Here is a 22,434-nt window from a genome sequence, read left to right as displayed (position 1 = left end):
TACCTACAGATTGGCTGTCAGGTAGTAATTTTATAAATACCCTTGATTTTCAAATAGTTACTAAGATCTTGGGTATGATTTACTAATTGCGCTCTTTGGATGTGCTCGGAACAATATATGAACATGATCTAGGTCGTGGCCCCTCTCCTGCAGAGTGATATTGTAACTTGGGGCAATTCTGGAAAATATTTCTTTAGCTCTCTGCGATATTCTGTTATCAAATACCTTTCTTCTATATTTTACAACCAGAATCAAATGATAATTCAATAAAAAGACTGAATGAGCATTACCATCAAATTCCATCGAATAATAACCTATTCACAATATATCGTCTAATTATATTTTAATATAATTCAATATTATTTACAGCCACTATGGAGCAATTCATCCCAACCGCCTATAGAGGCGGGGGAATTCTTGCTAGATAAAGTTAAATAGGTGCATTCATCCTCTAATCCATCGTTTACAGTAATTACCAGATCTGCATATTTTTTTAAATATTATAAAAGACAGATCAACTTCGACTGAGATCGACGGATCACTTTCGAGATTTTCAACAATAATGAATTGTACTTAATAAAGACCATTTAGGAGACATTAAAAAGCTCTACTTTTTTGAAGATTAAAAAGAAATCTGAATAACAGGCTTATAAAATTTCCACACAAAAGACAAAAATGCTACATTTTCACCATAAGTGATCTCAATGCACTAATTTTATGCATGATAATTTTAAAATTATATCATTGATTTATAAATATTTTTATTACTATTTATCTTAAAAATGCCTGAATATACAACATTTTATACATAAAAGTGCACCAAAAATACACTTTTCAATAATAGTGCAAATGGCTGTGCTAACATTTTTTGCAGATGAAATGGCACCTTTTTTAGCCATACTATAACAACAGCTAAAGGATAGTATATGTGTTCTATATTCGGAATATTTGATATTAAAGAACATCCCGAAGCTCTACGACAGGTTGCACTCGAGAATTCAAGACTACAGCTTCATCGTGGACCAGACTGGGAAGGTATTTATCAGGGCAAGAGCGCAATTATTGTGCATGAGAGACTGTCAATCGTTGACCCTCAGAATGGAGCTCAGCCACTGTATAATGAAAACCGCAAGCACATTCTGGCTGTTAATGGTGAGATCTACAATCACAAGCAGTTAAAGGAAGAATTAACTGTAGACTATAAATTCAAAACTGGCTCTGACTGTGAGGTTATTCTTCCTCTGTATGAAGAGTTTAAAAGAACCGGCAAGAACTTTGTTGATCGTCTAGTAGGTGACTTTGCTTTTGTCATCTATGATGAAGAAGACGATACAATCTTTGCAGCACGTGATCATATGGGTATCAACCCAATGTATGTAGGTTCTGATCGTGAAGGCCGTTTCTACATTGCTTCAGAAATGAAAGCATTGGTAAATGTCTGTGATACAGTAAAGGAATTCCCTCCACGTCATTATATTTACACCAAGGGTGGTGACTACGAATTCAAGCAGTACTACAAGCGTGACTGGTTTGAGTATGATAACGTTAAGAATGACAAGGCTGATGTAAGCACCTTAAAAGAAGGACTTATGGATGCTGTAAGACGCCAGCTTATGTGTGACGTACCATATGGTGTTCTTTTATCAGGCGGTCTTGATTCATCAGTTATCAGTGCTATTGCAAAATATTATGCACAAAAGCGTATTGAAGATGATGGCAAGACAGATGCCTGGTTCCCAAGACTGCACTCTTTTGCAATCGGTCTTGAAGGTGCACCAGACTTAAAGAAGGCAAAGGTTGTTGCTGACTATCTTGGTACAGTTCACCACGAGATCCACTACACTGTTCAAGAAGGTATCGATGCACTTCGTGATGTTATCTATCATATTGAAACATATGATGTAACAACCATCAGAGCTTCAACTCCTATGTATCTGATGGCAAGATATATCAAGGCTATGGGCATCAAGATGGTTTTATCAGGTGAAGGCTCAGATGAAATCTTTGGTGGTTACCTATACTTCCATAAGGCACCTGATTCAAAGGAAATGCACGAAGAGCTGGTAAGAAAACTTGATCAGTTACATCTTTATGACTGCTTAAGAGCAAACAAGTCTCTTATGGCCTGGGGTGTAGAAGGTCGTGTACCATTCCTTGACAAGAAATTCCTTGATATTGCTATGCACTTTAATCCAGAAGGCAAGATGTGCCGTGGCGATGTTATCGAAAAGAAACCTCTTCGTGAAGCTTTTGAAGGCATGTTACCAGAAGAAGTTCTATGGAGACAGAAAGAACAGTTCTCTGATGGCGTAGGATATTCATGGATCGATGCTCTAAGAGATTATGCTGAGCAGCAGGTTTCTGACAGAAAGTTTGCACAAAGAGAAACAAGATTCCCTGTAAATACTCCTGTAACAAAGGAAGCTTACCTTTACAGAGAAATCTTTGAAGATCTGTTCAAACTTCCATCTGCCGTCAAGACCGTACCTTATGGTAAGTCAGTTGCATGCTCTACCCCAACTGCAATTGCCTGGGATGCTAAGTTTGCTCAGATGAACGATCCATCAGGACGTGCTGTAACAGACGTACACGAGCACTCCTATGAAATGGGACATAAGATGTAGGAAACATTCACCCCCACTTTAAGCCCCCCATTATCAATCATGTGATCAATAACGGGGTGCATACTATTTAAGTGGGGACTTCTTGTTTTATTAAACTAACGAAAAAACAACATTAGGCCAAAAAAATGAGGACTTAGTCCTCATTTTGTCTTCTGAAAGAATCTATTTTGATATTCTTATATAAAACTACTTTAGCAATTCAGATCTCTGAATTTTATCTCTTATGTCCATCTTTACATCATAGAGATTTTTTAAAAATACATCTTGCCATAGGCTTCCTGTTGCGGCAAGTGAGCGACGTCTTTTTGTCTGATATACATGGATTTTTTCTGATTTTAAATCATGTTTCATATCAAGTGTAAGCTCTGTATTTGCATATACACTAATAGTCCAAAAACCAGGAGAGAACCAGCCGCTAATTAGGATCTATAAAAAACTATAAAATTATACAAATTGTTAATAATTATAATCTTTTAACCTAATTCCTGCTTCACAACTGCTGGTTGCTATCTCATTTATTACTAAATCAGATAACAGAGCCGTCAGCTCCACAGGCTTAAGTTCGGAGCTAGCTGCTCCTACGTTTTTTATCTGTTGTCTCAGGTTTATTGCTGCATTCAAATCACGGTCTATAGTTATTCCACATTCAGGACATTCATAGACTCGATCTTTGAGTGTTAATTCTTTTTTTAGTGCACCACATTTACTGCAAAACTTTGAGCTTGCAAAAAACATATCAACTTCTTGTAGAAATCGATGTTTACTTTCCATTTTGTATTTAAGATTTTGTTTAATCTTGTAAAAGCCAATATCACTTATTGCCCTGGCAAGTTTTTTGTTCGCCATCATCCCTTTTACGTTTAGATTTTCCATACAGATGTATTCATAGTGATTAGCCAGAATTGTTGTTATCTTTTGAGTAAAATCATTTCGTATATTGGTGATAGAACAATATAGCTTACTTACTTTTTTAGATTGCTTTATATAATTACAAGACACCTTCGTCTTATCACCTTTGGTTCTTGGGTGATTCTTTCGATTAAGCTGTCGTTGTAATTTTGCAAGTTTTCTAAGCTTTTTCCTTAATGGTTTTGGTGCGTCAATACTGATTCTATCTGATAACATCAGTGCGGATTTTATTCCTAAATCAATACCAACTGCAGTATTATTTTGCACTGCTGCCTTATGTGTTCTTTGATATTCTTCTTCAGATATTTCTACACTGAATGATGCAAAAATTCGGTCCGCTCTCTGGGAGATTGTTACACTGTTGATGTGTCCATTGAATCTGAGTTTTTCTTTCAGCTGTACGTATCCGAAGTTTGGTATATTCAAATACTGTTTATTACTGTGATTTTCTAACTTCTTTGAGCATGTTTTCCCTATAACAATTTTTACTTGGTCTCCTCCAATGTAGAAACTGCCTCGATGATAGCTTTTCTTTTGAAATGCAGGAAAACCGACCTTCCTTTTGCTGTTCTTCTTATTTTTTACATTACTAAAGTATTTTGATACTGCTTGTCCAAAATTAATGAAACTCTGCTGTGAGGCATATTTTGTTACCTCGTATGTAAAAGGATATTTTTCCTTACGGATTGCATTAAACTCTTTTTTGTAGTCCTGCCATGTAGGTAATTTTGGTTTTACTGGTGCCTCAGTAGCTTTGAGTGGGGACTTTTTGTACTCACAAAGCTCTTTTTGGTATTGCCTCATTGCAGCACAGTGTGATGCATAATCCTTATTAAACTTTTCTACGCACCAGTTGTAGGCAAATCTTCTGACTCCAAAAGCTTTTCGACAATAAGTAAAAAACTTATTGTTTGCTTTTAGCTCTATAATCTGTCCTACAATCATTCTTTCTATTACCTGTCAGTTTCTGCTGCTTCTTTTAATCTATCTAATAATTTCTTATTCTTTTTACTTCTGCTTCCGTACAATCTTGCTGAAAATACTGTTATGATTTCAAGAACATCTTTTGCTAAATCCTCTTCAAAACTTGGCTTATCTTCTCCTCGATTAATAATAACCACCTCTACACCTTTAGCTTCGCAAATTGAGAATATAAGCTCTGCTCCAAATCTTAGTAATCTATCCTTGTGCGTCAATACCAGTCTTTTCACTTCATTATTTAAAATCTTATTGATTAAAGATGTCAGCCCCTTCTTATAATAATTCATTCCTGATCCTAGATCAGTTATCATTTCAAACTGATAACCATGCTCAGCACAGTATAATTCAAGAACCTGAGCCTGTCTTTTTAAATCATCTTTCTGATCGTGACTGCTTACTCTAGCATAAGCGACAGTATATCTGTTATCACCTTGAACTGGTATTTCTTTACCAGATAATTGAAGAATATGTTCAAGGTTGTATCGTCTTGTACCACCAGGAGAAATACTGTCAGGTTTTAATTTACCTGACTTTTCCCAATTTCTTAACGTCTGAACATGAACACCTAATAATTTTGCTGCTTGTCCTATTGAAATAATCTTGTTCATAAATCTAAATCTAAAAAAATAATTTTAGATATTATAAACTATTTATATTTTTAATAAAACTGTTAATTACCCCAGAATTTATCAACAACAATATCTACATGAACAGCTTTGCCATCTGGATCTTCTGTGACAATTCTATAACCAGACTCTACAAAAGCCTGAGAGACAATATTCTTAATTAGCTTCTCACTTGTAAGACCATTTGCTAATACAATATCGCCAAGAGCTTTGCCAAAACCATTTCTTTTTCTTGCAATAATCTTTGATTTTGTTTCATCATCTAAACCTCTGCTAGGATCTTAAATAGTTTTATCCGGTGAGTCTGCGTTTGTTGCAAATACTCTATTAATATCACTTATAATAAGAAGCATTTCTTAGACAATATAGAGTTATATTATGAATTTAAAATCTTTCCTTAATGACATCGACAATGCATGCTTTGATAAAAACAAAGAAACACTGCAATATTTTATTAGAGAATTTGCAAGAAATTTACCTGAAAAAGAAAGAGATACCTTTTTAAAAAAACTCATATCAGAAAAAAATGAATTTTCTAATAAAGTACATCTTGTTGATACTGAAATTGAAAATGACATCTTAAAAGAAATAGACTCCCTCGTTAAATATTTTTCAACACTAGATCCTAAGACTGTTTATATAGACAGTGAATACAATGAAGATTTCGATTATGTTTATGATGGTCTTCCAGATGAGGATTCATTCGATTTTTCTGATGACGGAGAGCTTCTAGACAAGATTGAAAGAGCATGCTACGTCATTCATCAATGCTACGAATATGAATTATTCGACAAAGGTTGGCCTTTAGTTAATACCTTAATAAATCTCAAGATACCAGTTAAAGGTGATTTACCTGATATGCATGGTCTCAATATTCTTACAATAAGTGATTTAACTGATTATGAAATAGTTAGTCAAGATGATATATCAGGTGTACTTAGTGAAGTTTTACCTTTTATCTATTTCAATTTTTCTCCTGAAAATAGAGTAAAAGTTACAATGAACTTGCTAACTGACAGAGACAACTGCTTGTCCTTACCTTTTAATTCCTTAAAGAAATTAAAGCATATAGACTTAAAGGAACTTGATGAATTCTATATTCAAATCATGGCTGAACTTATAAAGGAAAAAGATTCCTATAGCAAATCTTCGTTGATAAAGGATCTAATCGAAAACATTTCAGATCCAATGGTCGTTGTATCAGAAGCAAAAAAATATCTTAAAACATATCCTGAAATAATGTATAAACACATTATGTCACTTGTTGAAAAAACAACAATCTCATCAATACCAGAAGGATCTGATGAGAAAGAAAATGCTCTGTCCTCAGTTTTATCTTTAGTATTAGAATGTGTTCCTGAAATACCACCAAAATTTTATGAAAAAGAGCAGATTACAGAACTTGGAATTTTGTTAGCAAATAAACTGAAAAGACAAAATGATCTTGAAAAGTTATGTGTTGATTTGTTCTCATTAAATGCATGTCCTTTAAATTACCTAAAGCTTCGATATTATTCTGAAGACTTCCATAAATATGATGCAATTATTCAAAACATTTATGAAAATGAACATAAAAAAGATAAATGTTCAGAAAAAGATCTGGATTTTTGTGATCTCCAATTAAGTGGATTTTATGACAATTATTCTTTTAATGGATATCTCTTAATGAAAATCCTCGATGGTAGAGCTTTTGAATTCAGCCGTTGTGAAAATAAACAACTTACATATCAAAACTTCAAAGGATCACTGCTTTATGCTAGTCTTCTGTTAGGATATCTTGTCTTATCAAAGAAATACTGTCCAAAAAGATCATTTGAATTTGCAAGCTCAACGCTATCAAATATATTTACTTTGTATCCTATTTTAGCCTTTAGCGGTTACACTTACACGCTAAAAAAAGCGGAGCTTCTCAATGATAAGTTAACAAGTGAAGTGGTACTGAAGCATTGGCAAAAACATACTTCAATTCAAAATAACTATGAAGAAGAGTTATTCAAACAAATTGATAAAAACTTTAATGCTCTTATTGAAAGCGCACTAGATTCAAGAAGACCAAACCTATATGAAAATATAATCAACTGGATACTAATCCTTCTTAATCTTTACCAAATCAATGAAATGAAAGATAAAAAAGAGAGTCTTTTGAAGTATCTAACGACAAAACACTCTACAAAAAAAGTTTTTATTCAAAAATTGAAGAAGTTTGGAATAATCAAGTAAATTAGGCTCTCTTGTCATAACTTGAAGATGCCTTAGGAGAGGTGAGTGAACTAAGAAAAAATTCTATGTATTCACGCTCATCTCTCCAAAAATAAGGATCATTTTATTTTTCTGCAAGAAACTTCACACTGCTTGTTACAGAAACTGATGCCATAGCAGTAGATAGTATTTATGCTGTCTTTCTTTAAGAATGGCTCGTAATACTTTTTCTTTTCTATCTGTAAAAGAGCATCATTAGTATCCTGTATTAAGTCATCATCATTTTTTGATGCTTTTATCTCAATGATAACTACTTTCTTTTTTCTTTCATTCATGAACATTAAATCAGCATAGCCATTACCTGATTCACTGTTTGATTTAAAGTCAGTTATGAAGTTAGAACAGTTTGTAAATACTCCTGATAAGAACCCATGATAGAAGTTCTCAGGTTTTGCCTTGGTTGCAAAGTCTCTTATTGATACATATGACTTTAAAAGGTCAAATATGTTATCTGATGCACTTTCACTATCACCTTCAAACAATGCTTTTGCTATAAGCTTTGCCTTATTCTCTCCTTGATTTACTATAGTATCAAAGTGAGCATTGATATTTTGTATAAAGCATTCTCTTATTTCAAGGTTTGGAATTCTAAGTGAATAGATAGTCTTTGGTTTTCCACCTGCAACATTCTCTGGTCTATACCCAACTACTGTAAGATATCCTGTAAAAAGTAATAATGTGTAGAAATCCTCTGCTTTGTGCATAGCTAAATCATCATAATTCATTGAATCATTGATGGTGGTCTCTATACACTCACCATCCATAAGCTTTTGCATATTCTCATTATCTTTATCTGTAAGATATCCAACATATGATAATAATGCGTTGCTTGATGTTGAGTTTATCCAGTAGTTTCCTGGTATTATTGTTTTTCCTGAGCCTATCTTATCTAATGACTCTGCTATAAAGTTAACTACATCCCATGGACAGAACATCTCTTTTTCATTGAATCTGTATCCATCATAGTTTTCTTTAACCAGCGTTGTATACTCTTCAAGCTCATAATCCTTTAATATCTTTACAGTCTCTTCTTTTGTAAATCCTATCATTGAATCAAAAGATTGACTTTCTGACAGAATTGTATTCACATAAAGGTTGTTTACACCTGTAAAGATACTGTTTTTTGCTACCTTTAAACAGCCTGTGAGTACTATCTTTTTAATTGGATATTCTGTGCTATTGTTATTAGGTGTGATTTTCATGAAATCAAAGAACTGGCTTATAAGAGTTACCATCTCATCGTGATAACCTTTCTCTGATGCCTTTGCTAAAGGTACATCATACTCATCTATAAGAAGTATGACTTTCTTTTTATAGTGCTTATAAAGACAAGTTGATAGAAATTCTAAAGCTTCCTTTACATATCCCATAGAATTTATATCACACAGAAATTCTCTATTTAGATATTTTCTATAGTTTTCAATCTCATCTTTTAACAGATTCTTACTGTTTAATAAAAAGTCGAAACCAGAAAATAGCCTTACTACGATACGTGCTAATGCATCATAGGCTTGTTCAAAAGTCTCTCCATAAGCGCTTTTAAGAGAAATAGAAATAACAGGGAACTGTCCTAGGTATTTATCTGTAAATTCTTTATCTTTAAAAATCTCAAGACCTTCAAAGAGTTTTTCTTTGTATTCTCTGTTATCACTTCCATCTTCAGCTATAGCTAAAAATGAAGAGAACATATCCATTAAAAGAGTTTTACCAAACCGTCTTGGCCTTGTAAAAAGGATAACGGAAGCTGAGTTTTCAAAAACATTCTTTATGTATAAGGATTTATCTATATAATAGTAATCCTCTTTTCTAAGTACAGAGAATTCCTCTGTACCATATGGTAGTCTTTTAAATTTATTATCACTCATATTCTTTATCCGTAATATTTAACTATCTTCTATTTTAGTGATGTATCACTGCTTAGTCAAAGACGCTTGATACAAAATTCCTAAAATATTTAAGATAAGATGTTGATTTTGGCTAATAAAAAAAAACACCTAAATTGATCTTACTGATCTTTTTTGGTGGTTAAAAAATAAATATTTAAAAGAATCTGTTTTAAGCTTTTGATAATTGCGCTTTAGCACCAAGAATAAATTCTCTGATAGTGAACCAGCGAACAAGGCACCAAATAGAAATTGCACAGTTGTAGATTAGCAAGACTACAATACATAAACCAAGAAACAGGTTTACATCATCATTTTGGGCTTGCAGACCGCCATAAGCAGAATATGAAACTAACAGCACGGCAATAAACAGAACGAAAAATGCTGAAACAAGTGTAATAATGTAATGAAGACGAAGTGTTCGTGTCATTTTCTCTATCATTGCTGCATTTGAATCAAAACTGACATACTTCTGACAGAAGGCTATTACCTTGCACATTCCAAGAATAGTAACAATATAAGAAACAATACAACTCATGATATTTACGTATGGTACGTAATTGAGAAGAGAAAAAATCAAGCCAATTATCATGAGAGAATTGCAGTTTTGAGTCTCATTTATGAGTGACTGATTTGCAGCTGGTACAGTATTTACCTTATTCTCAGGAATTGTAAAGTTTAAAGCATGACCGCACTTTATACAGAAATTTGCACCATCTGGATTATCGGCACCACACTTAGAGCAGAACATAATTTCACCTTATATTTTTGTTTATACGATTTGTCTATCCAAGACAAATATGATCCTTTAAATTCTATTCTTTACAATGTGAATCGTCAAAACAAAATTAAATATCGCATTTAACGCACACACAGTACACACACATATATAAATCAAAACGTTTCTTAAAAAAGATTATCCTTTTTTCTTTTTAATTCAAACTGTTAAACACCATCAGTGCAGATTATGCATCTTTTGAAACAGGCAAAAATAATCAAGTGCAATAATGCCTGCGTTAAAAACAGGTGTTTGTATGTTTGAAAAAGAAAACATTCAGTCGGACAGAATAAGACAGTCACTTTACTCACTGCTAGGAAGAGATCTGGTCAACTCGATTCTTGAGAAGAAAGTTGAAGAGCTTATGCTCAATCCTGACGGAAAAATGTTTGTAAAGTGCAGTCACGGTCATTTAGAGCTGGTAGGCTGCGTTGATACCTATAGGGCATCAGCCATTATAAGAAGCATAGCTTCATTAAACAGCAGGGAAATACCTAACAACAGTCCTGTAATTGACTGCGAAATAGACTTTCTTAAGGTCCGTTTTGCAGCAGTACTGCCCCCTCTTGTTAAGGCTCCTGTTTTTTGTCTCAGATCATTCAATACTCTAACTATCAGTATTGATGAACTGCTAAGTGAGGGTTTTATAAATGAGCAACTGTATGAGGTTTTAAAAAAGCTGATCTTAAGTAAAAAGAATCTTCTTATATGCGGGCAGACTGCCTGCGGGAAGACAACTTTTTTAAACTCACTTTTAAGACTTGTTCTTTGCAATGATGCACAGTCAAGAATTATAACAATTGAGGATACGCCGGAGCTTGAGATAAACGGAAAAAACTGTGTAAGTCTGTATACCTCAAAGAATGCGGATATGTCCTATCTTGTCAAAGCGAGTTTAAGACTGTCACCAGACAGAATTGTCGTAGGTGAAATACGCTCAAAAGAGGCACTTGATATGCTTGATGCCTTAAGTACAGGACATGATGGAGCCATGTGCTCTATGCATGCAGGCAATGAAATCCAGGCACTTGAAAGATTAAAGCTTCTTATAAGCAGAAATCCAAATGCTCCATCAGGCATTGAAAGACTTATAGGAACATCAATCGATGCGATTGTTGTACTAAAAAAAGCACCGTACAGACACGTGCACTGTATTTATCAGGTTAACGGTTTTGAAGATAAAAAATATAAATTAGAACTCCTAGGAGAAAATCTTATATGAAAGGTACACTCATAGCATTTTCGCTAACGCTTTTGTTTTTACTTTTTTTAAATGATGCAAACGCATCTGAGGTAAATTCAACAACACTCCCTTATGAAAGTTATCTTAAGGATATTCAGCTGTCACTTACAGGACCTGTTGCGCGCTCTGTTGCGCTTATTGGCATCGTATCTTCAGGAATGACTCTTATTTTTGCAGGTGGTGAAATAAGCCGATTTGTAAAATCCCTTGTCTATCTTGTGCTTGTTGTCGGCATGATCCTTGGTGCTAACAGCATAATGACCGGTGTTTTCAACGGTGCATGCATTGATGATGGCGTAAGTGTTCATAAAAACAATGATTATAAAAAGGAGAATTTACTAAAAGATCATAATCAGATTGCAACAAAAAACACTGATATTTCCTTATATATTGATTACTCAAAAGCATCAATAGACAAATATTCAAGGATGTGCTGATGGGTACAAAACACGATATCTATCAGTCTTTAATTAGAAATCAGACTTTTTTACTTGCAGACAGACAGCTTTGCATGAGTCTTTTGTTTTTATGCATTGTCATTGCAAGTATAAGTCTGAGTATTAAAGGCTTTTTACTATCATTTTTTCTCTTTTGCCTGGGATATACAGCACTTTATCTTATGCAGCTAAATGATCCTATGCTCTTTAAGGTATATATGCGAAACATACGATACAAAGAGAACTATCTTGCTCATGGAAACATATTCACTACAGGATACAGAAAATAATGGCTCAGTACGTGGTTTTTATGCTTACTATTGGCTTTGTCACAACATTTTTAATTGCTGTACTCTGCCTTAAGGTTCTGTTGTTAAAAGACAAAAAAGCAGTAAAAAAGAATGCTTTTACTGATCTGATTGATTATGCATTATTAGGCCCTGACAATATAATCATACTCAAGAACGGCGCGCTCATGAAGGTTTATAAAATTGAGGCGCAGTGCATCAGCTTTGAAGATCCTATTTTCATCAAAAAGAAACAGCAATCTGTCTGTGATGCCATAAAGGAGGTTAACAGCAGTTTCATTATCAATTTTGATGTGATAAGAACAAAGGATAACGATTATATAAAGCCAGAGAGCACTTATCATGGTCCAGTGAAGGCAAAAGAGCTTTTCTGCTCAAGAATGGACACCTTAAAGCAGGATGTATGCTATAAAAATGATTATTATCTTTGTATAACCTCACTTGCAGGAACTCTTGATACACAGACTCTTACAAAGCTGTTTTCAAATAACAAAGGTGTTGAGGAGGATACAACTATCAGCGAGCTTCTTGAGGCTTTTAAAACACAAACAGACAGAGTTCTTCAGAGAATAAGCACATCCTTTGAATTAAGAGAATGTACCTATAAAAACTTCACCGGCATCAAATCTCATGAATCCTTAAGTTTTTTAAGAGAGTGCATCTGTTTTAACCACACTCCTCTCATGCTTCCAAAACAGGATTTCTATCTTGATATGGTGCTGTCTGATAGCGATTTTGAATCAGGAATGTTTCCAAAGATAGCGAACAAATATATAGGTGTTGTTGCAGTTGAAGGTTTTCCTAATTCATCAGAGTTCTGCATACTGAATGCTCTATCAGAGCTTGATTTTGAGTATCGCTATTCAAGCAGATATATTGTTTTTGACAGATTAAAAAGCAATCTTCATTTAGAAAAATACAGAAGATTCTGGGCTCAGAAAAAAAGAGGTCTTTTCAGTATGTTTTCAGAGTCTCCTGTTACACAAAACGCAGATGCGGTTGAACAGGAGCAGAACGTATCTGATGCAAAAACAGAACTAAATAAAAATGCCAAGATCTTTGGTACTTATACAGGCTGCATAATCATTTATGACAGAAAACTGTATGAACTTAAAAGAAAGGCAAAACAGGCGGCAAAGTTAATTCTCTCTTTAGGTTTTGGTGCAAGAATTGAGTCAGTCAATGCAACAGATGCATATCTTGGCTCACTGCCGGGTCACTGTACAGAAAATGTAAGACGCGCTCTGATATCCAATGAGGTATTTGCAGACTTTCTTCCATTAAATACAAGCTTTAAAGGTGAAAAATACTCTCCAAATACAAAATTCTTTGGAGACAGGGCTCCATCTTTGATGACAGTAAAAAGCTTTGATAACGGAATATCAAATCTTAATCTGCACATAAACGAGCTTGCTAACTGCCTTGTTCTTGGACCTACAGGTGCAGGAAAATCAGTATTTCTAGGATCGCTCATTCCTGCTCTTTTACAGTATGAGGATATGCATATCTTCTGTTTTGACAAGGGGTATTCTCTCAAAAAGCTCTGCTCTCATATTGAAGGTGCGCATATATGCTTAGATGATAGATCGGATATATCTCTTTGTCCTCTTTTCGATCTTGGCAGTGAGGATAAGTTTACAGATGCATTTGAATTTTTGGTAAGTCTTTTTGAGTACAACAGATATGTACTTAGCATTGATGAAAGGCAGGAAATCAGGCTTGCCCTGGAGCTTCTTAGCAAGATGCCAGAATACAGACATTCTTTAAGTGATCTTCTCTCAGTGCTTACAAGCATAAATATAAAAAAGATCATTGAGCAGTATTGTAAAAGCAAAGCAGAAAATGCTCTTTTAGATGGAGATAGCAATACTGAGTTTACAAATGTGCTTACAGTATTTGAATGTGCACAGTTATTCTCAAGAGAAAAGAGTCATCTATATCCAACTTTAAAGGCTGTTTTCAATCTTATAAATGACAGCGTACAAAAACACAGAGCAAGTGCAATCATCATTGATGAGGCCTGGATGATGCTCAAGGATGATTATTTCAACAAAGAGCTAATCATGTGGATAAAAACACTCAGAAAACACAACGTAACTCTAATTATGGCAACACAGTCAATTACAGATTTAAGTATGACCTCCAACTTTGTGGATATTCTTGACTGCGTTCAGACAAGAGTATATCTGCCAAATTCAGCCCTTCAGGCTGCACATATGAAAAAACACTATGAAAAGATGAATCTTAATGAACGTGAAATACATGAAATTGCAAACGGCAGAGAAAAACAGGATTTCTTTTTACAAAAGGGGGATATTTTCATGCCATTTCGCCTGATTCTATCTGATAAGGAAAAGGAGCTTTTGGGTATAGACAAAGAAAGATTGGCAAATGATGAAGACAGCTGTTCTTTGGAGGCTGTATGTCTTTAAAAAAGAAAATCACAAACAGTATTGGAATCAGGCGTTTTGATTTTATTAACTATGAATTAAAGAAGATGTTTCTTCCATATGCTTTAGCCTTTACAAGTCTTATGCTGCTTTTCTGTATCAGTATTGCCTATATTGATGAGTGCAAAAAGGACAGATTCATTCCCTACATTGTAATGCTCGACAAGAGTGGTGCTGTTATACAAACACAGATCATACCAAAAGATCTGAAAATCCCGCCTCAGGCGATAACAGATTTTATCTGCTCATATATTGAATCAATGTATACAAATACATCTGACAGAGAGCAGAACATTGCTCTTATAAAAAAGGTATATGCATCGACAAATCTGAAAAGCGAAGCTAAAGGAAAAATCGACAGACACTATCAGGATAATAGCCTGCAGAAAAATATTCAGGATGTGGCTATTGAAACTGTAAGTGCGTTATCACAAAGGCACTATCAGGTGGATTTTTCAGTAAACAGCAAGGAAAAAAGTCAAAGATACAAGGCTTTCTTGAGTTTTGAGATAAAGAAGGTAAACGCAAAGAATCTTGAAACACTTAGACTTAATCCACTTGGGATCTTTATTAACGATATCAGAGTATCAAAGATAATTTCAAAGGTATAACATGTTAAAAAAATCTATCGTCCTTATGTTTTTATTCTGCTCTATTACTGTTTTTTCAGATACATTAAGAGATGAATATGCAGCTGATAACGGAACATATCTTGATGAAAGGGACAATGCCACATTAAAAAAGCTAAACAGCTTTGACAGAAATTCTAAAGGTGGTTTTGCAATTATGCCGGGAACTGTAAGATTCAATTACGGATCTCAAATCCCAACTGTTGTATGCGCAATACTAGAACTTACAGATATTGCAATGGAGCAAAATGAGCACATAAATTCAGTACAGTTAGGAGACGGTGCAAGATGGTCTGTTGAATATGCAAAATCAGGCAATGAAAGTGGTTTTGTTGAGCATCTTATTGTAAAGCCTCTTGATACAGGACTTAAAACCTCACTTGTCATCACAACAGACAAGAGAACATATCATATAAGATTAAAATCCACCTCATCTGATTTTATGCAGTCTGTTCATTTTTATTATCCTGAAAACGCAAAAAAGAAGTTTTCACAAAACTCATATAATGACAGTTTTGCAAAGGATACTCACATATCAGATGATATTCCCTATCAGAATACTGATCAAACATATAACAAAAATACCATACAGAGTAACAGTAACTTTTCAACAGCGACATTCAACTATACGGTTTTAGATAATAAAAGCTCATTTATAGAAGGATATTTTAGCGGTGGCAGAACCATTATTGAGTTGAAAGACAAAAGCTCACTTGAAGAGGCGCCTTTACTTTTTTGCATTCAAAATGACGGAACAGGAAAGAAGCATAAGTCTTCGGTCAATTACAGGGTATTAGGAAACAGCATCATTGCAGATGGCGCATTTAAAGAGCTTTTACTGCAAATAAAAAAAGACGGGGACGATCATAATATAAGGATTGTCAGATAAAGCTATGAAAACTGTAAGCAGGAAATATCTTTATTCAGGTGTACTGATAACCTTTTTAATCATTATTTTTACCTGTACTACCTTTTATGAACAAAAAGAGGCAGAAACAACAGTAATTGATGAAAACACAGTAAGTCTTGATGAACAGATTGAGAGAATAAATGATATAGCAGAAAATACAATTGACAACATTGAAGATGCTCAATTTGATGAGCAACGCTCTCAAGATACGCAAGATGCTCATTATGAGAATAAAGAAAAATTTGAGGATAGAAAAGCAAAACGACAAAACAGCGAAGAAGAATCTCTTGAAGAATTTTATAAAAACTACACTCTGTACAAGGAGAAACACAGCCTGCCGTTAATTGAAGAACAGACTGATTCAAACAGCTCTTTATATGAAGATGACTACAATGATGAGGCAAATTTTGTACCTGACAACAATCAAAATAGAACAAAAGGAGAAAACAGTAAAAAAGATAACTTTAAGAGACGATCCTATCGAAAACAGGAGTTTTCAAAGGCGTTGAGTGCTAAAAGTACAGTCTCACTGAATACTTTAGGTAGTACTGACGGTACTCTCTTATCAGGCAGCTCAATCATGGATAAAGGAAACAGTATTGAATCCAATCTTAAGAATAATTATGGCAGTGTGAATAATCCTCTATCAGATAAGTACTCAATGTTTGAAAATTCTGATTATGTACTTGATCACAGTGTTGAGCCTTTAAAAAGTCCTTTTGCACTTTTTCAAGGATCAGTTATCAGAGCAAGACTTATAACAGGCATTAATTCTGAACTTCCAGGACAGATAACAGCCATTGTCACATCGGATATATATGATTCAGTAAAAGGCAGATATCTGCTCATACCAAGAGGCACAAAAGTGATTGGTATGTATTCATCTGATGTAAAAATGAATGCTCAAAGACTGTTTGCCGGTTTTTCAAGACTTATTTTTCCAGACGGCAGCTCATTGAATTTAGGTGCAATGCCGGGTCAGTCACTTGATGGATATGCAGGAATTGATGCAAATGTTGATACACACTTTTTAAAAAACCTTTTATCTGGTTTTCTTATATCCACTATTCAAAGCACACAGGAAATAACCGCTGATGAATACATCTATTCAAGGGATCATTCATCCTTTGTAAAAAGGAGCTCAAAAAACTTTGTTGATAATGTTGCAACCTCATCAAGCAAGGCTTTAACAGAGAGTATAAATTTTTCGCCGACACTTGATGTTGAACCAGGATTTATGTTCAGCATAGCAATTACAAAAGATATCTACTTTAAAGGACCTTACAAAGGTTAGTTATATGAAATTAAAACTTTTTTGTGCAATTTTTTTCTCTTTGTTCTGTTCTTTTGCCTTTTGCAGAGAATACACATCATCAGTGGTTGTGGCAAAGACAAGTTCAATTATCAGTCAGTTAAATGAAGGTCTTGATGTTTTAAAGCAGATGTCTGATAAAAATACAAAAGATCTGAGTGAACTTAAAAACAGCATAAATGAGCAGAACAGAAAAAATGAGAAAAACAGCACTTTTTATAACAAGAAATCCTGGGAGAAGGTTAAGAGCCTTACAAAGGATTACCTTTTGCTTCTTGAGGCGAGCTATGCATTTGCAAGAAATTCACAGACACAATCTGAAATGAGTGCTGATGAACAAAGAGCATTGGCCTGGTCATCGTGTTTATCTGACGGAAAGTGCAATTTCAAAAAGATAAATACTCTCCTGCAGAAAAACGATCTTGAGCTTTCAACCTTTATAAAGGAGAATGCAAAGAACACACAGTCAACGCTTATAGACAGCATTGACAAACTGAATGAACTTTCATTGGAGGCTCAGAGCAGTGAAGGTCTGAACAGCTCAATTGACGCACTGACAAAAGTAAGTACAACACAGGCAAATGTCCTTGTATCTTTAAATACCCAGATAAGCAATCTTGCAAAACTCAAAGCTCAGATGATAGCAAATGAAAAGGAAAAAGCTCATCTTACCGACCTTGCAGACAGCAAAGCGATGAAAGCAGATACCAATGTCCGATCTGATCATATGTCTGTCATGCTTGGAGATATAAAATGAAAAGGATATTAAGTCTATGTCTCCTGTTAACAGTACTTTTACTTCCTGGGATCTCATCAGCTCAGGCACTAAATGCTGATAATATTCTAAGCTCTCTGTCAGAGCATTTTATAAATGAGGTAAGACTTACAGCTGAGCCTATAAAACAGGCTGCAACAAGACTGTTTTTTCTTCTTTTGCCAATTGCAATTGTCCTTCAGGGATTAAAACTTATTTTCCGTTCAGGAAACTATATGAGTTTTTCTCTTGAGATGGTAAAACTTACTCTTATAACTGGTATATATCTTTTCTTACTCAACAATGGAGAGACTATTGGCATAAGTATCGTAGACTCATTATGCTCTATTGTTTCTAGTGAAAAGCAAGGACCATCTGAACTTATCGATCTTATATTCAATATTACAGGCAGAATATCAAACATCTTAAATTCGATGGTACTGTCTACATCAGTATCTGTCATGTTCAGAATAATAACATTCGTGTTTATGATACTTCTCTGTCTTGTAGTCATCCGCTACTGTGCAACATTCATTGGAGCCTATGTACTCTGTACTATCGGTGTCATTGTTCTTGGATTTGGCGCATACAGCAAAACAAGGATCTTTGCTGCAAACTATCTGAAAACGGTTATATCCCTTGCACTCTCTCTTATGACCTACAATGTTATATTCAAGGCAACTACATCCTTACTGGAGAGAATAATGTTATCCTTTGAGCAAAGACAGACAAGTGCCGATCCGCTTGTAATTGATGACTTTATCTATCTTCTGTTTACTGCACTTTTTATCTTCTGTGTATCAGGTTATCTTCCATCCTTGATAGGCTCACTTGTCAGATATACAGGAAATGGTGCAAAAGATATGCATATAGGATCCGTTACAGCACTAACAGGAGATGCAGCAAGATCGGCTGGTGTTACATTAACAAAACGTGTGATCTGACAATTGACAGCCTTATTCTGAAAAACATGATGATTCTGATACAGTGGCTAACTGCTAAGAGTGACTGTTTTGCAGAGGATGGCATTTTGAAGGTTCTTCTCTCAAGCCTAAAAAAACTACAGATGTTCTGTTTTGCAATGCTCTTTTGTCATTGATTTTGCTTTTTCATGTTAAGTCATGGCTGTTTTATCAACAGACATTAGATTAAAAGAAAATACCAGTGACTAATATTAATCCTTGGATCATTCATGAATGATCTGGTTTAAGGCGCCTTTTGATAAAACAGGTTAATGCTGCTGAATTTATTTAAAAAAGATCCTAGAATCACTTAAAGAAGTGTGTCAAACTATGCCTATACACAAAAAAATGAAAGTACATAGCTATGACAATGCAGAAAATAACCTGTCTTATGGAATGCTCGGTTGACGGCAGGATTGATGAATCAAGATGGTCTGTTCTTTTTGACAAGAACGGAGAAGGCCAGATTGATGTCTATAACGAAACTTTAGCATCAATAAATCCTGAGGTATGCCTTATTGGTCGTAGTGCTGTATTAAGACACCACTGTAATAAAACATTCTGTAATGATACCTTCACAAAAATAAACAGGGCAAAACCATTTCTTGGGATCAGAAAACACGGAAGAATCGCTGCTGTATTTGATCCAAAAGGAACAATAGCCTATGAGAGCAGCAATATCTTTGGAAACGATCTGCTTGTTGTACTAGGTCATGATAGTGCCAGTGAAGAGTATCTGGAATTTTTAAGAAAAAAAGAAATATCATATACCTTTGCAGGTGCTGATGGTTATCAGCTAAAAGAAGCTCTTTCAAGCCTCTATTCAGATTTTGGTCTGAAAAATGTTCTTTTATGCGGAGGCGGTGTTTTAAACGGATCCTTTCTAAAGCAAAGTCTTATTGATGAACTTTATATAGTTCTTTATCCAGGACTTGACGGACTTTCAGGTGTAAGCTCAATTTTTGAGTACAAAGGAAATTCTGACGAACTGCCATGCAGAGGACAATCTTTAGAGCTTATAAGCTGTGAGGCTTTACGAGCAGGAGTTGTAAGACTGCGCTACCGCTTTCACTACTACACACTTGAGAATTGAACCAAAGCCTGTAATAAGCTTTCTGTGTGATATGCAATCGTGTCTGATTAGGATCATTGTATTGCAGTTCATCTTATTAAACAAACTAAAGATCTGATAAATACAAGCAGAGACAGAAAAGTTCCAAAAGGCTATGAGTCTTGGAGATTTTTTGTTACGAACGGGTAAAAAAAAGAAGAGACTTTCAAGTGCTCTTCTATCTTATCTGGAGCGGGAAACGAGGTTCGAACTCGCGACCCTAACCATGGCAAGGTTATGCTCTACCAACTGAGCTATTCCCGCATCCGATGTGTGCCATTATAGACCATAATTTTAATCTGTCAACATTTTTTTTAATTTTTTTTTCAATCTATATTTTTTAATCCTTTACAAAATACCTTACATCTTCACTCAAATATTACATCTACTTAATAATTCTTAAATATTGCATTAAGACAATATTAGCGAAACAAATTTTGGAGATTTATTTATGTCTAACAATACAACCGACTTGTCTCGTCGCAATTTTCTAAAACTTACAGCATGCGCTACTGCAGTTACCGGTATCAGCTCTCTTTTCTCACCAGCTTATGCATTGAACAATGAAAAGATTGCAAAGATAAAACTGGACAGTATTCCTACAGATCCTGTTGAAATTGCAAGATCATCTGCTCTTGTAGGTTATGCATTCAGATACCTTATGTCAGTGATTGACACCATTCATAATCAGGATCTGAAAAACAAGGTTCTGTCAATTTATAACAATACAGCACCTACATTTGCTTTTAAGTTTGCAGATGAGGATCTGAAAAAAGCTGTTTACAGTCAGCTAAAAAATCAAAATCTTATTGATGAAAGCAAGACTCCTTATGATAAATTCCTGCCACCATTTGATTTATCAGGTGCAGCTCCACAGCCATTTTTCAGTGCTCCTGGCAGTGGTTATCAGAGCCATCACGCATATCCTGGCGGTCTTGTAACACATACAGCTGTTAACGTAATGGTTACATTAAGTCTTCTTGAATCATACAAAAAGTTTTACAAGTACGACGCTATCTATGATGAGGCTGTAGCAGGTCAGCTTTTACATGATCTGGCAAAACCATACGTTTTCCAGTGGAAAAAAGATGGATCATCTTTACATGAATACCAGATTGGTGGCACTGGCGCACATCATATTTTCTCAATAGCAGAATCAATACATCGCAATCTTCCTGCTAATGTTATCGTCGCACAGGCCTGCGCTCACGATCATCCTGGCAGCGAAAACGACGAAAAATCTGTAGTTGATTATATTAAGGCTGCAGCTGTTCTATGCCAGGTAGATCCTGTCAGAATGAAGCTTTTAAGCTCTGATGGAAAGCATCTTAATACTCCTCACAGACAGGCAGGCTTCCTGGTTCATTTAGGTGATCATGACTTTGTGCTCAGCGTTCCTGCTGCAAAAGAAAGTATTGCTGCACTAAAGAAGGTTGCAACTGATGTTTTCGGCATGAAAAATTCTGAGCTTGATGGATTAAGATTCAACTCTCTTCGTAATTATATCGGTGCAAACTACAGTTTCATGAGATACCAAAACGATCTGAGTGTATCTTCTGATCCTTACAGCGCAGCTAAACAAGCAGCTCTTTTATGCATTGAAAAATAATCTTTTCATTTAATAACATTTAATAAAAGGTCGCATTGCGACCTTTATTCAGGAGTTTTTATGGGTACTTTTTCTATTTGGCACTGGGCAATTGTATTTTTAGTAATTGCATTACTTTTTGGAACATCAAAGATTAAGGATCTTGGTAAGGATCTAGGTAGTGCGGTTAAAGGTTTTAAAGAAAGCCTAAACGCAGATCCTAAGAGTACAACTGACAAATCTGAAGACAAAGCATAATGTTTGGATTCTCTTTTCCAAGCCTGCTTTTGCTTGTTGCTGTAGCTTTACTTGTTCTAGGTCCAAAGCAAACAGTCTCTCTTTTCGTAAAAGCAGGTGATTTTATAAACAATGCAAAAAGACAATATATAAAACTTAAAAATGAGCTTAATTTCATAGATGCTTCAAATGATAATGTCTGCTCTTTTAATGATACAAAAAATGATTGTTCTACGGAAACAAACTCTGTTTTTACATCAAAGGTGCAGCCTTTAGGCTCAGAGATTTCAAAAACACTCAGTTCTTTTGATAACACACAAGTAAATTCATCTGCAATCACCAAAGATGTTGATTTTTTAAAGAGGATTGATGCAATAGAGCTTGAGTTAAAAGATCTAAAGGCACAGCTAAAAGAAAAGGATATCTGATATAT

19 protein-coding genes, 1 tRNA gene and 1 pseudogene are annotated in these 22,434 nt (G+C 34.8%); 15 read left to right on the top strand and 6 right to left on the bottom strand.

Annotated features, from left to right (window positions below):
- Positions 1-78 precede the first annotated feature (78 nt).
- Positions 79-303 (bottom strand): annotated as a pseudogene (gene tnpA, locus J5V48_RS06810) (IS200/IS605 family transposase); the annotation flags it as partial.
- Between the two features lie 623 nt (positions 304-926).
- Between tnpA and asnB the strand changes: the two are divergent.
- Complete coding sequence (asnB, locus tag J5V48_RS06805) at positions 927-2,624, top strand: asparagine synthase B (RefSeq protein ID WP_219937821.1); 1,698 nt, start codon at positions 927-929, stop codon at positions 2,622-2,624.
- 456 nt (positions 2,625-3,080) lie between these two features.
- Here the strand turns inward: asnB and J5V48_RS06800 are convergent, their stop codons facing one another.
- Both J5V48_RS06800 and J5V48_RS06795 read right to left on the bottom strand, forming a co-directional pair.
- A complete protein-coding gene (locus J5V48_RS06800; RefSeq protein ID WP_219937820.1) occupies positions 3,081-4,478 on the bottom strand; it encodes an RNA-guided endonuclease InsQ/TnpB family protein in 1,398 nt (465 codons plus the stop codon).
- Between the two features lie 8 nt (positions 4,479-4,486).
- The gene (locus J5V48_RS06795; RefSeq protein WP_219937819.1) at positions 4,487-5,122 is read right to left on the bottom strand and encodes an IS607 family transposase; all 636 of its coding nucleotides are present in this window, start codon (positions 5,120-5,122) and stop codon (positions 4,487-4,489) included.
- 396 nt (positions 5,123-5,518) lie between these two features.
- Between J5V48_RS06795 and J5V48_RS06790 the strand changes: the two genes are divergently transcribed.
- Positions 5,519-7,360, top strand: a complete 1,842-nt coding sequence (locus tag J5V48_RS06790; protein ID WP_219937818.1) for a hypothetical protein — start codon at positions 5,519-5,521, stop codon at positions 7,358-7,360.
- 98 nt (positions 7,361-7,458) lie between these two features.
- On the opposite strand, the gene J5V48_RS06785 is transcribed toward J5V48_RS06790, so the two are convergent.
- Positions 7,459-9,264: an AAA family ATPase gene (locus tag J5V48_RS06785; protein ID WP_219937817.1), complete on the bottom strand. Its 1,806-nt coding sequence runs from the start codon at positions 9,262-9,264 to the stop codon at positions 7,459-7,461.
- Between the two features lie 190 nt (positions 9,265-9,454).
- Positions 9,455-10,033 (bottom strand): zinc-ribbon domain-containing protein, encoded by a 579-nt coding sequence (locus J5V48_RS06780; RefSeq protein ID WP_219937816.1) that lies wholly within the window; start codon positions 10,031-10,033, stop codon positions 9,455-9,457.
- A gap of 283 nt (positions 10,034-10,316) precedes the next feature.
- Here J5V48_RS06780 and J5V48_RS06775 point away from each other — a divergent pair, with 283 nt between their 5' ends.
- The 10 genes from J5V48_RS06775 to J5V48_RS06730 all read left to right on the top strand — a co-directional run bounded on the left by J5V48_RS06775 (position 10,317) and on the right by J5V48_RS06730 (position 20,158).
- A complete protein-coding gene (locus J5V48_RS06775) occupies positions 10,317-11,282 on the top strand; it encodes an ATPase, T2SS/T4P/T4SS family (protein ID WP_219937815.1) in 966 nt (321 codons plus the stop codon).
- Positions 11,279-11,740: a TrbC/VirB2 family protein gene (locus J5V48_RS06770; protein WP_219937814.1), complete on the top strand. Its 462-nt coding sequence runs from the start codon at positions 11,279-11,281 to the stop codon at positions 11,738-11,740. Before J5V48_RS06775 ends, J5V48_RS06770 begins: the two co-directional genes overlap by 4 nt.
- Entirely contained in the window at positions 11,740-12,030 is a 291-nt protein-coding gene (locus J5V48_RS06765) for a VirB3 family type IV secretion system protein (RefSeq protein ID WP_219937813.1), read from the top strand. Before J5V48_RS06770 ends, J5V48_RS06765 begins: the two co-directional genes overlap by 1 nt.
- The gene (locus J5V48_RS06760; RefSeq protein WP_219937812.1) at positions 12,030-14,480 is read left to right on the top strand and encodes a TraG/VirB4 family ATPase; all 2,451 of its coding nucleotides are present in this window, start codon (positions 12,030-12,032) and stop codon (positions 14,478-14,480) included. Before J5V48_RS06765 ends, J5V48_RS06760 begins: the two co-directional genes overlap by 1 nt.
- Complete coding sequence (locus tag J5V48_RS06755; RefSeq protein ID WP_219937811.1) at positions 14,471-15,109, top strand: VirB8 family type IV secretion system protein; 639 nt, start codon at positions 14,471-14,473, stop codon at positions 15,107-15,109. The genes J5V48_RS06760 and J5V48_RS06755 overlap by 10 nt, the downstream gene beginning before the upstream one ends.
- A 1-nt stretch (position 15,110) precedes the next feature.
- The gene (locus tag J5V48_RS06750; RefSeq protein ID WP_219937810.1) at positions 15,111-16,016 is read left to right on the top strand and encodes a TrbG/VirB9 family P-type conjugative transfer protein; all 906 of its coding nucleotides are present in this window, start codon (positions 15,111-15,113) and stop codon (positions 16,014-16,016) included.
- A 4-nt stretch (positions 16,017-16,020) separates the two neighbouring features.
- A complete protein-coding gene (locus J5V48_RS06745) occupies positions 16,021-17,331 on the top strand; it encodes a TraB/TrbI/VirB10 family type IV secretion system protein (RefSeq protein ID WP_219937809.1) in 1,311 nt (436 codons plus the stop codon).
- Between the two features lie 4 nt (positions 17,332-17,335).
- Positions 17,336-18,106, top strand: coding sequence for a hypothetical protein (locus J5V48_RS06740; RefSeq protein ID WP_219937808.1), 771 nt, complete (start codon positions 17,336-17,338; stop codon positions 18,104-18,106).
- A complete protein-coding gene (locus tag J5V48_RS06735; protein ID WP_219937807.1) occupies positions 18,103-19,047 on the top strand; it encodes a type IV secretion system protein in 945 nt (314 codons plus the stop codon). Before J5V48_RS06740 ends, J5V48_RS06735 begins: the two co-directional genes overlap by 4 nt.
- A gap of 382 nt (positions 19,048-19,429) precedes the next feature.
- Positions 19,430-20,158 carry a dihydrofolate reductase family protein gene (locus tag J5V48_RS06730; protein ID WP_219937806.1) on the top strand — a complete coding sequence of 243 codons (729 nt, stop codon included), beginning with the start codon at positions 19,430-19,432 and terminating at the stop codon, positions 20,156-20,158.
- Positions 20,159-20,364: 206 nt separating this feature from the next.
- On the opposite strand, the gene J5V48_RS06725 is transcribed toward J5V48_RS06730, so the two are convergent.
- Positions 20,365-20,440, bottom strand: a tRNA-Gly gene (locus tag J5V48_RS06725).
- A gap of 187 nt (positions 20,441-20,627) precedes the next feature.
- Between J5V48_RS06725 and J5V48_RS06720 the strand changes: the two genes are divergently transcribed.
- Genes J5V48_RS06720 through J5V48_RS06710 form a run of 3 tightly spaced genes read left to right on the top strand, consistent with a single transcriptional unit; the run spans position 20,628 to position 22,429 of the window.
- Complete coding sequence (locus J5V48_RS06720; RefSeq protein ID WP_219937805.1) at positions 20,628-21,785, top strand: twin-arginine translocation signal domain-containing protein; 1,158 nt, start codon at positions 20,628-20,630, stop codon at positions 21,783-21,785.
- Positions 21,786-21,845: 60 nt separating this feature from the next.
- Positions 21,846-22,022 carry a Sec-independent protein translocase subunit TatA gene (gene tatA / locus J5V48_RS06715; RefSeq protein ID WP_219937804.1) on the top strand — a complete coding sequence of 59 codons (177 nt, stop codon included), beginning with the start codon at positions 21,846-21,848 and terminating at the stop codon, positions 22,020-22,022.
- The gene (locus tag J5V48_RS06710) at positions 22,022-22,429 is read left to right on the top strand and encodes a twin-arginine translocase TatA/TatE family subunit (RefSeq protein ID WP_219937803.1); all 408 of its coding nucleotides are present in this window, start codon (positions 22,022-22,024) and stop codon (positions 22,427-22,429) included. The genes tatA and J5V48_RS06710 overlap by 1 nt, the downstream gene beginning before the upstream one ends.
- Positions 22,430-22,434: the final 5 nt, after the last annotated feature.

Origin of the sequence: Succinivibrio faecicola, assembly GCF_019448115.1 — a bacterium.
GTDB classification, from domain to species: domain Bacteria; phylum Pseudomonadota; class Gammaproteobacteria; order Enterobacterales; family Succinivibrionaceae; genus Succinivibrio; species Succinivibrio faecicola.
Note: the sequence above shows the minus strand (reverse complement) of the source record. Positions and strands in the feature narration are given on the sequence as shown.

Excerpts from the sequence above, each read along its gene's own strand:
- asnB (WP_219937821.1), top strand. The coding sequence starts at position 927 with ATGTGTTCTATATTCGGAATATTTGATATTAAAGAACATCCCGAAGCT.
- J5V48_RS06800 (WP_219937820.1), bottom strand. The coding sequence starts at position 4,478 with ATGATTGTAGGACAGATTATAGAGCTAAAAGCAAACAATAAGTTTTTT.
- J5V48_RS06795 (WP_219937819.1), bottom strand. The coding sequence starts at position 5,122 with ATGAACAAGATTATTTCAATAGGACAAGCAGCAAAATTATTAGGTGTT.
- J5V48_RS06790 (WP_219937818.1), top strand. The coding sequence starts at position 5,519 with ATGAATTTAAAATCTTTCCTTAATGACATCGACAATGCATGCTTTGAT.
- J5V48_RS06785 (WP_219937817.1), bottom strand. The coding sequence starts at position 9,264 with ATGAGTGATAATAAATTTAAAAGACTACCATATGGTACAGAGGAATTC.
- J5V48_RS06780 (WP_219937816.1), bottom strand. The coding sequence starts at position 10,033 with ATGTTCTGCTCTAAGTGTGGTGCCGATAATCCAGATGGTGCAAATTTC.
- J5V48_RS06775 (WP_219937815.1), top strand. The coding sequence starts at position 10,317 with ATGTTTGAAAAAGAAAACATTCAGTCGGACAGAATAAGACAGTCACTT.
- J5V48_RS06770 (WP_219937814.1), top strand. The coding sequence starts at position 11,279 with ATGAAAGGTACACTCATAGCATTTTCGCTAACGCTTTTGTTTTTACTT.
- J5V48_RS06765 (WP_219937813.1), top strand. The coding sequence starts at position 11,740 with ATGGGTACAAAACACGATATCTATCAGTCTTTAATTAGAAATCAGACT.
- J5V48_RS06760 (WP_219937812.1), top strand. The coding sequence starts at position 12,030 with ATGGCTCAGTACGTGGTTTTTATGCTTACTATTGGCTTTGTCACAACA.
- J5V48_RS06755 (WP_219937811.1), top strand. The coding sequence starts at position 14,471 with ATGTCTTTAAAAAAGAAAATCACAAACAGTATTGGAATCAGGCGTTTT.
- J5V48_RS06750 (WP_219937810.1), top strand. The coding sequence starts at position 15,111 with ATGTTAAAAAAATCTATCGTCCTTATGTTTTTATTCTGCTCTATTACT.
- J5V48_RS06745 (WP_219937809.1), top strand. The coding sequence starts at position 16,021 with ATGAAAACTGTAAGCAGGAAATATCTTTATTCAGGTGTACTGATAACC.
- J5V48_RS06740 (WP_219937808.1), top strand. The coding sequence starts at position 17,336 with ATGAAATTAAAACTTTTTTGTGCAATTTTTTTCTCTTTGTTCTGTTCT.
- J5V48_RS06735 (WP_219937807.1), top strand. The coding sequence starts at position 18,103 with ATGAAAAGGATATTAAGTCTATGTCTCCTGTTAACAGTACTTTTACTT.
- J5V48_RS06730 (WP_219937806.1), top strand. The coding sequence starts at position 19,430 with ATGACAATGCAGAAAATAACCTGTCTTATGGAATGCTCGGTTGACGGC.
- J5V48_RS06720 (WP_219937805.1), top strand. The coding sequence starts at position 20,628 with ATGTCTAACAATACAACCGACTTGTCTCGTCGCAATTTTCTAAAACTT.
- tatA (WP_219937804.1), top strand. The coding sequence starts at position 21,846 with ATGGGTACTTTTTCTATTTGGCACTGGGCAATTGTATTTTTAGTAATT.
- J5V48_RS06710 (WP_219937803.1), top strand. The coding sequence starts at position 22,022 with ATGTTTGGATTCTCTTTTCCAAGCCTGCTTTTGCTTGTTGCTGTAGCT.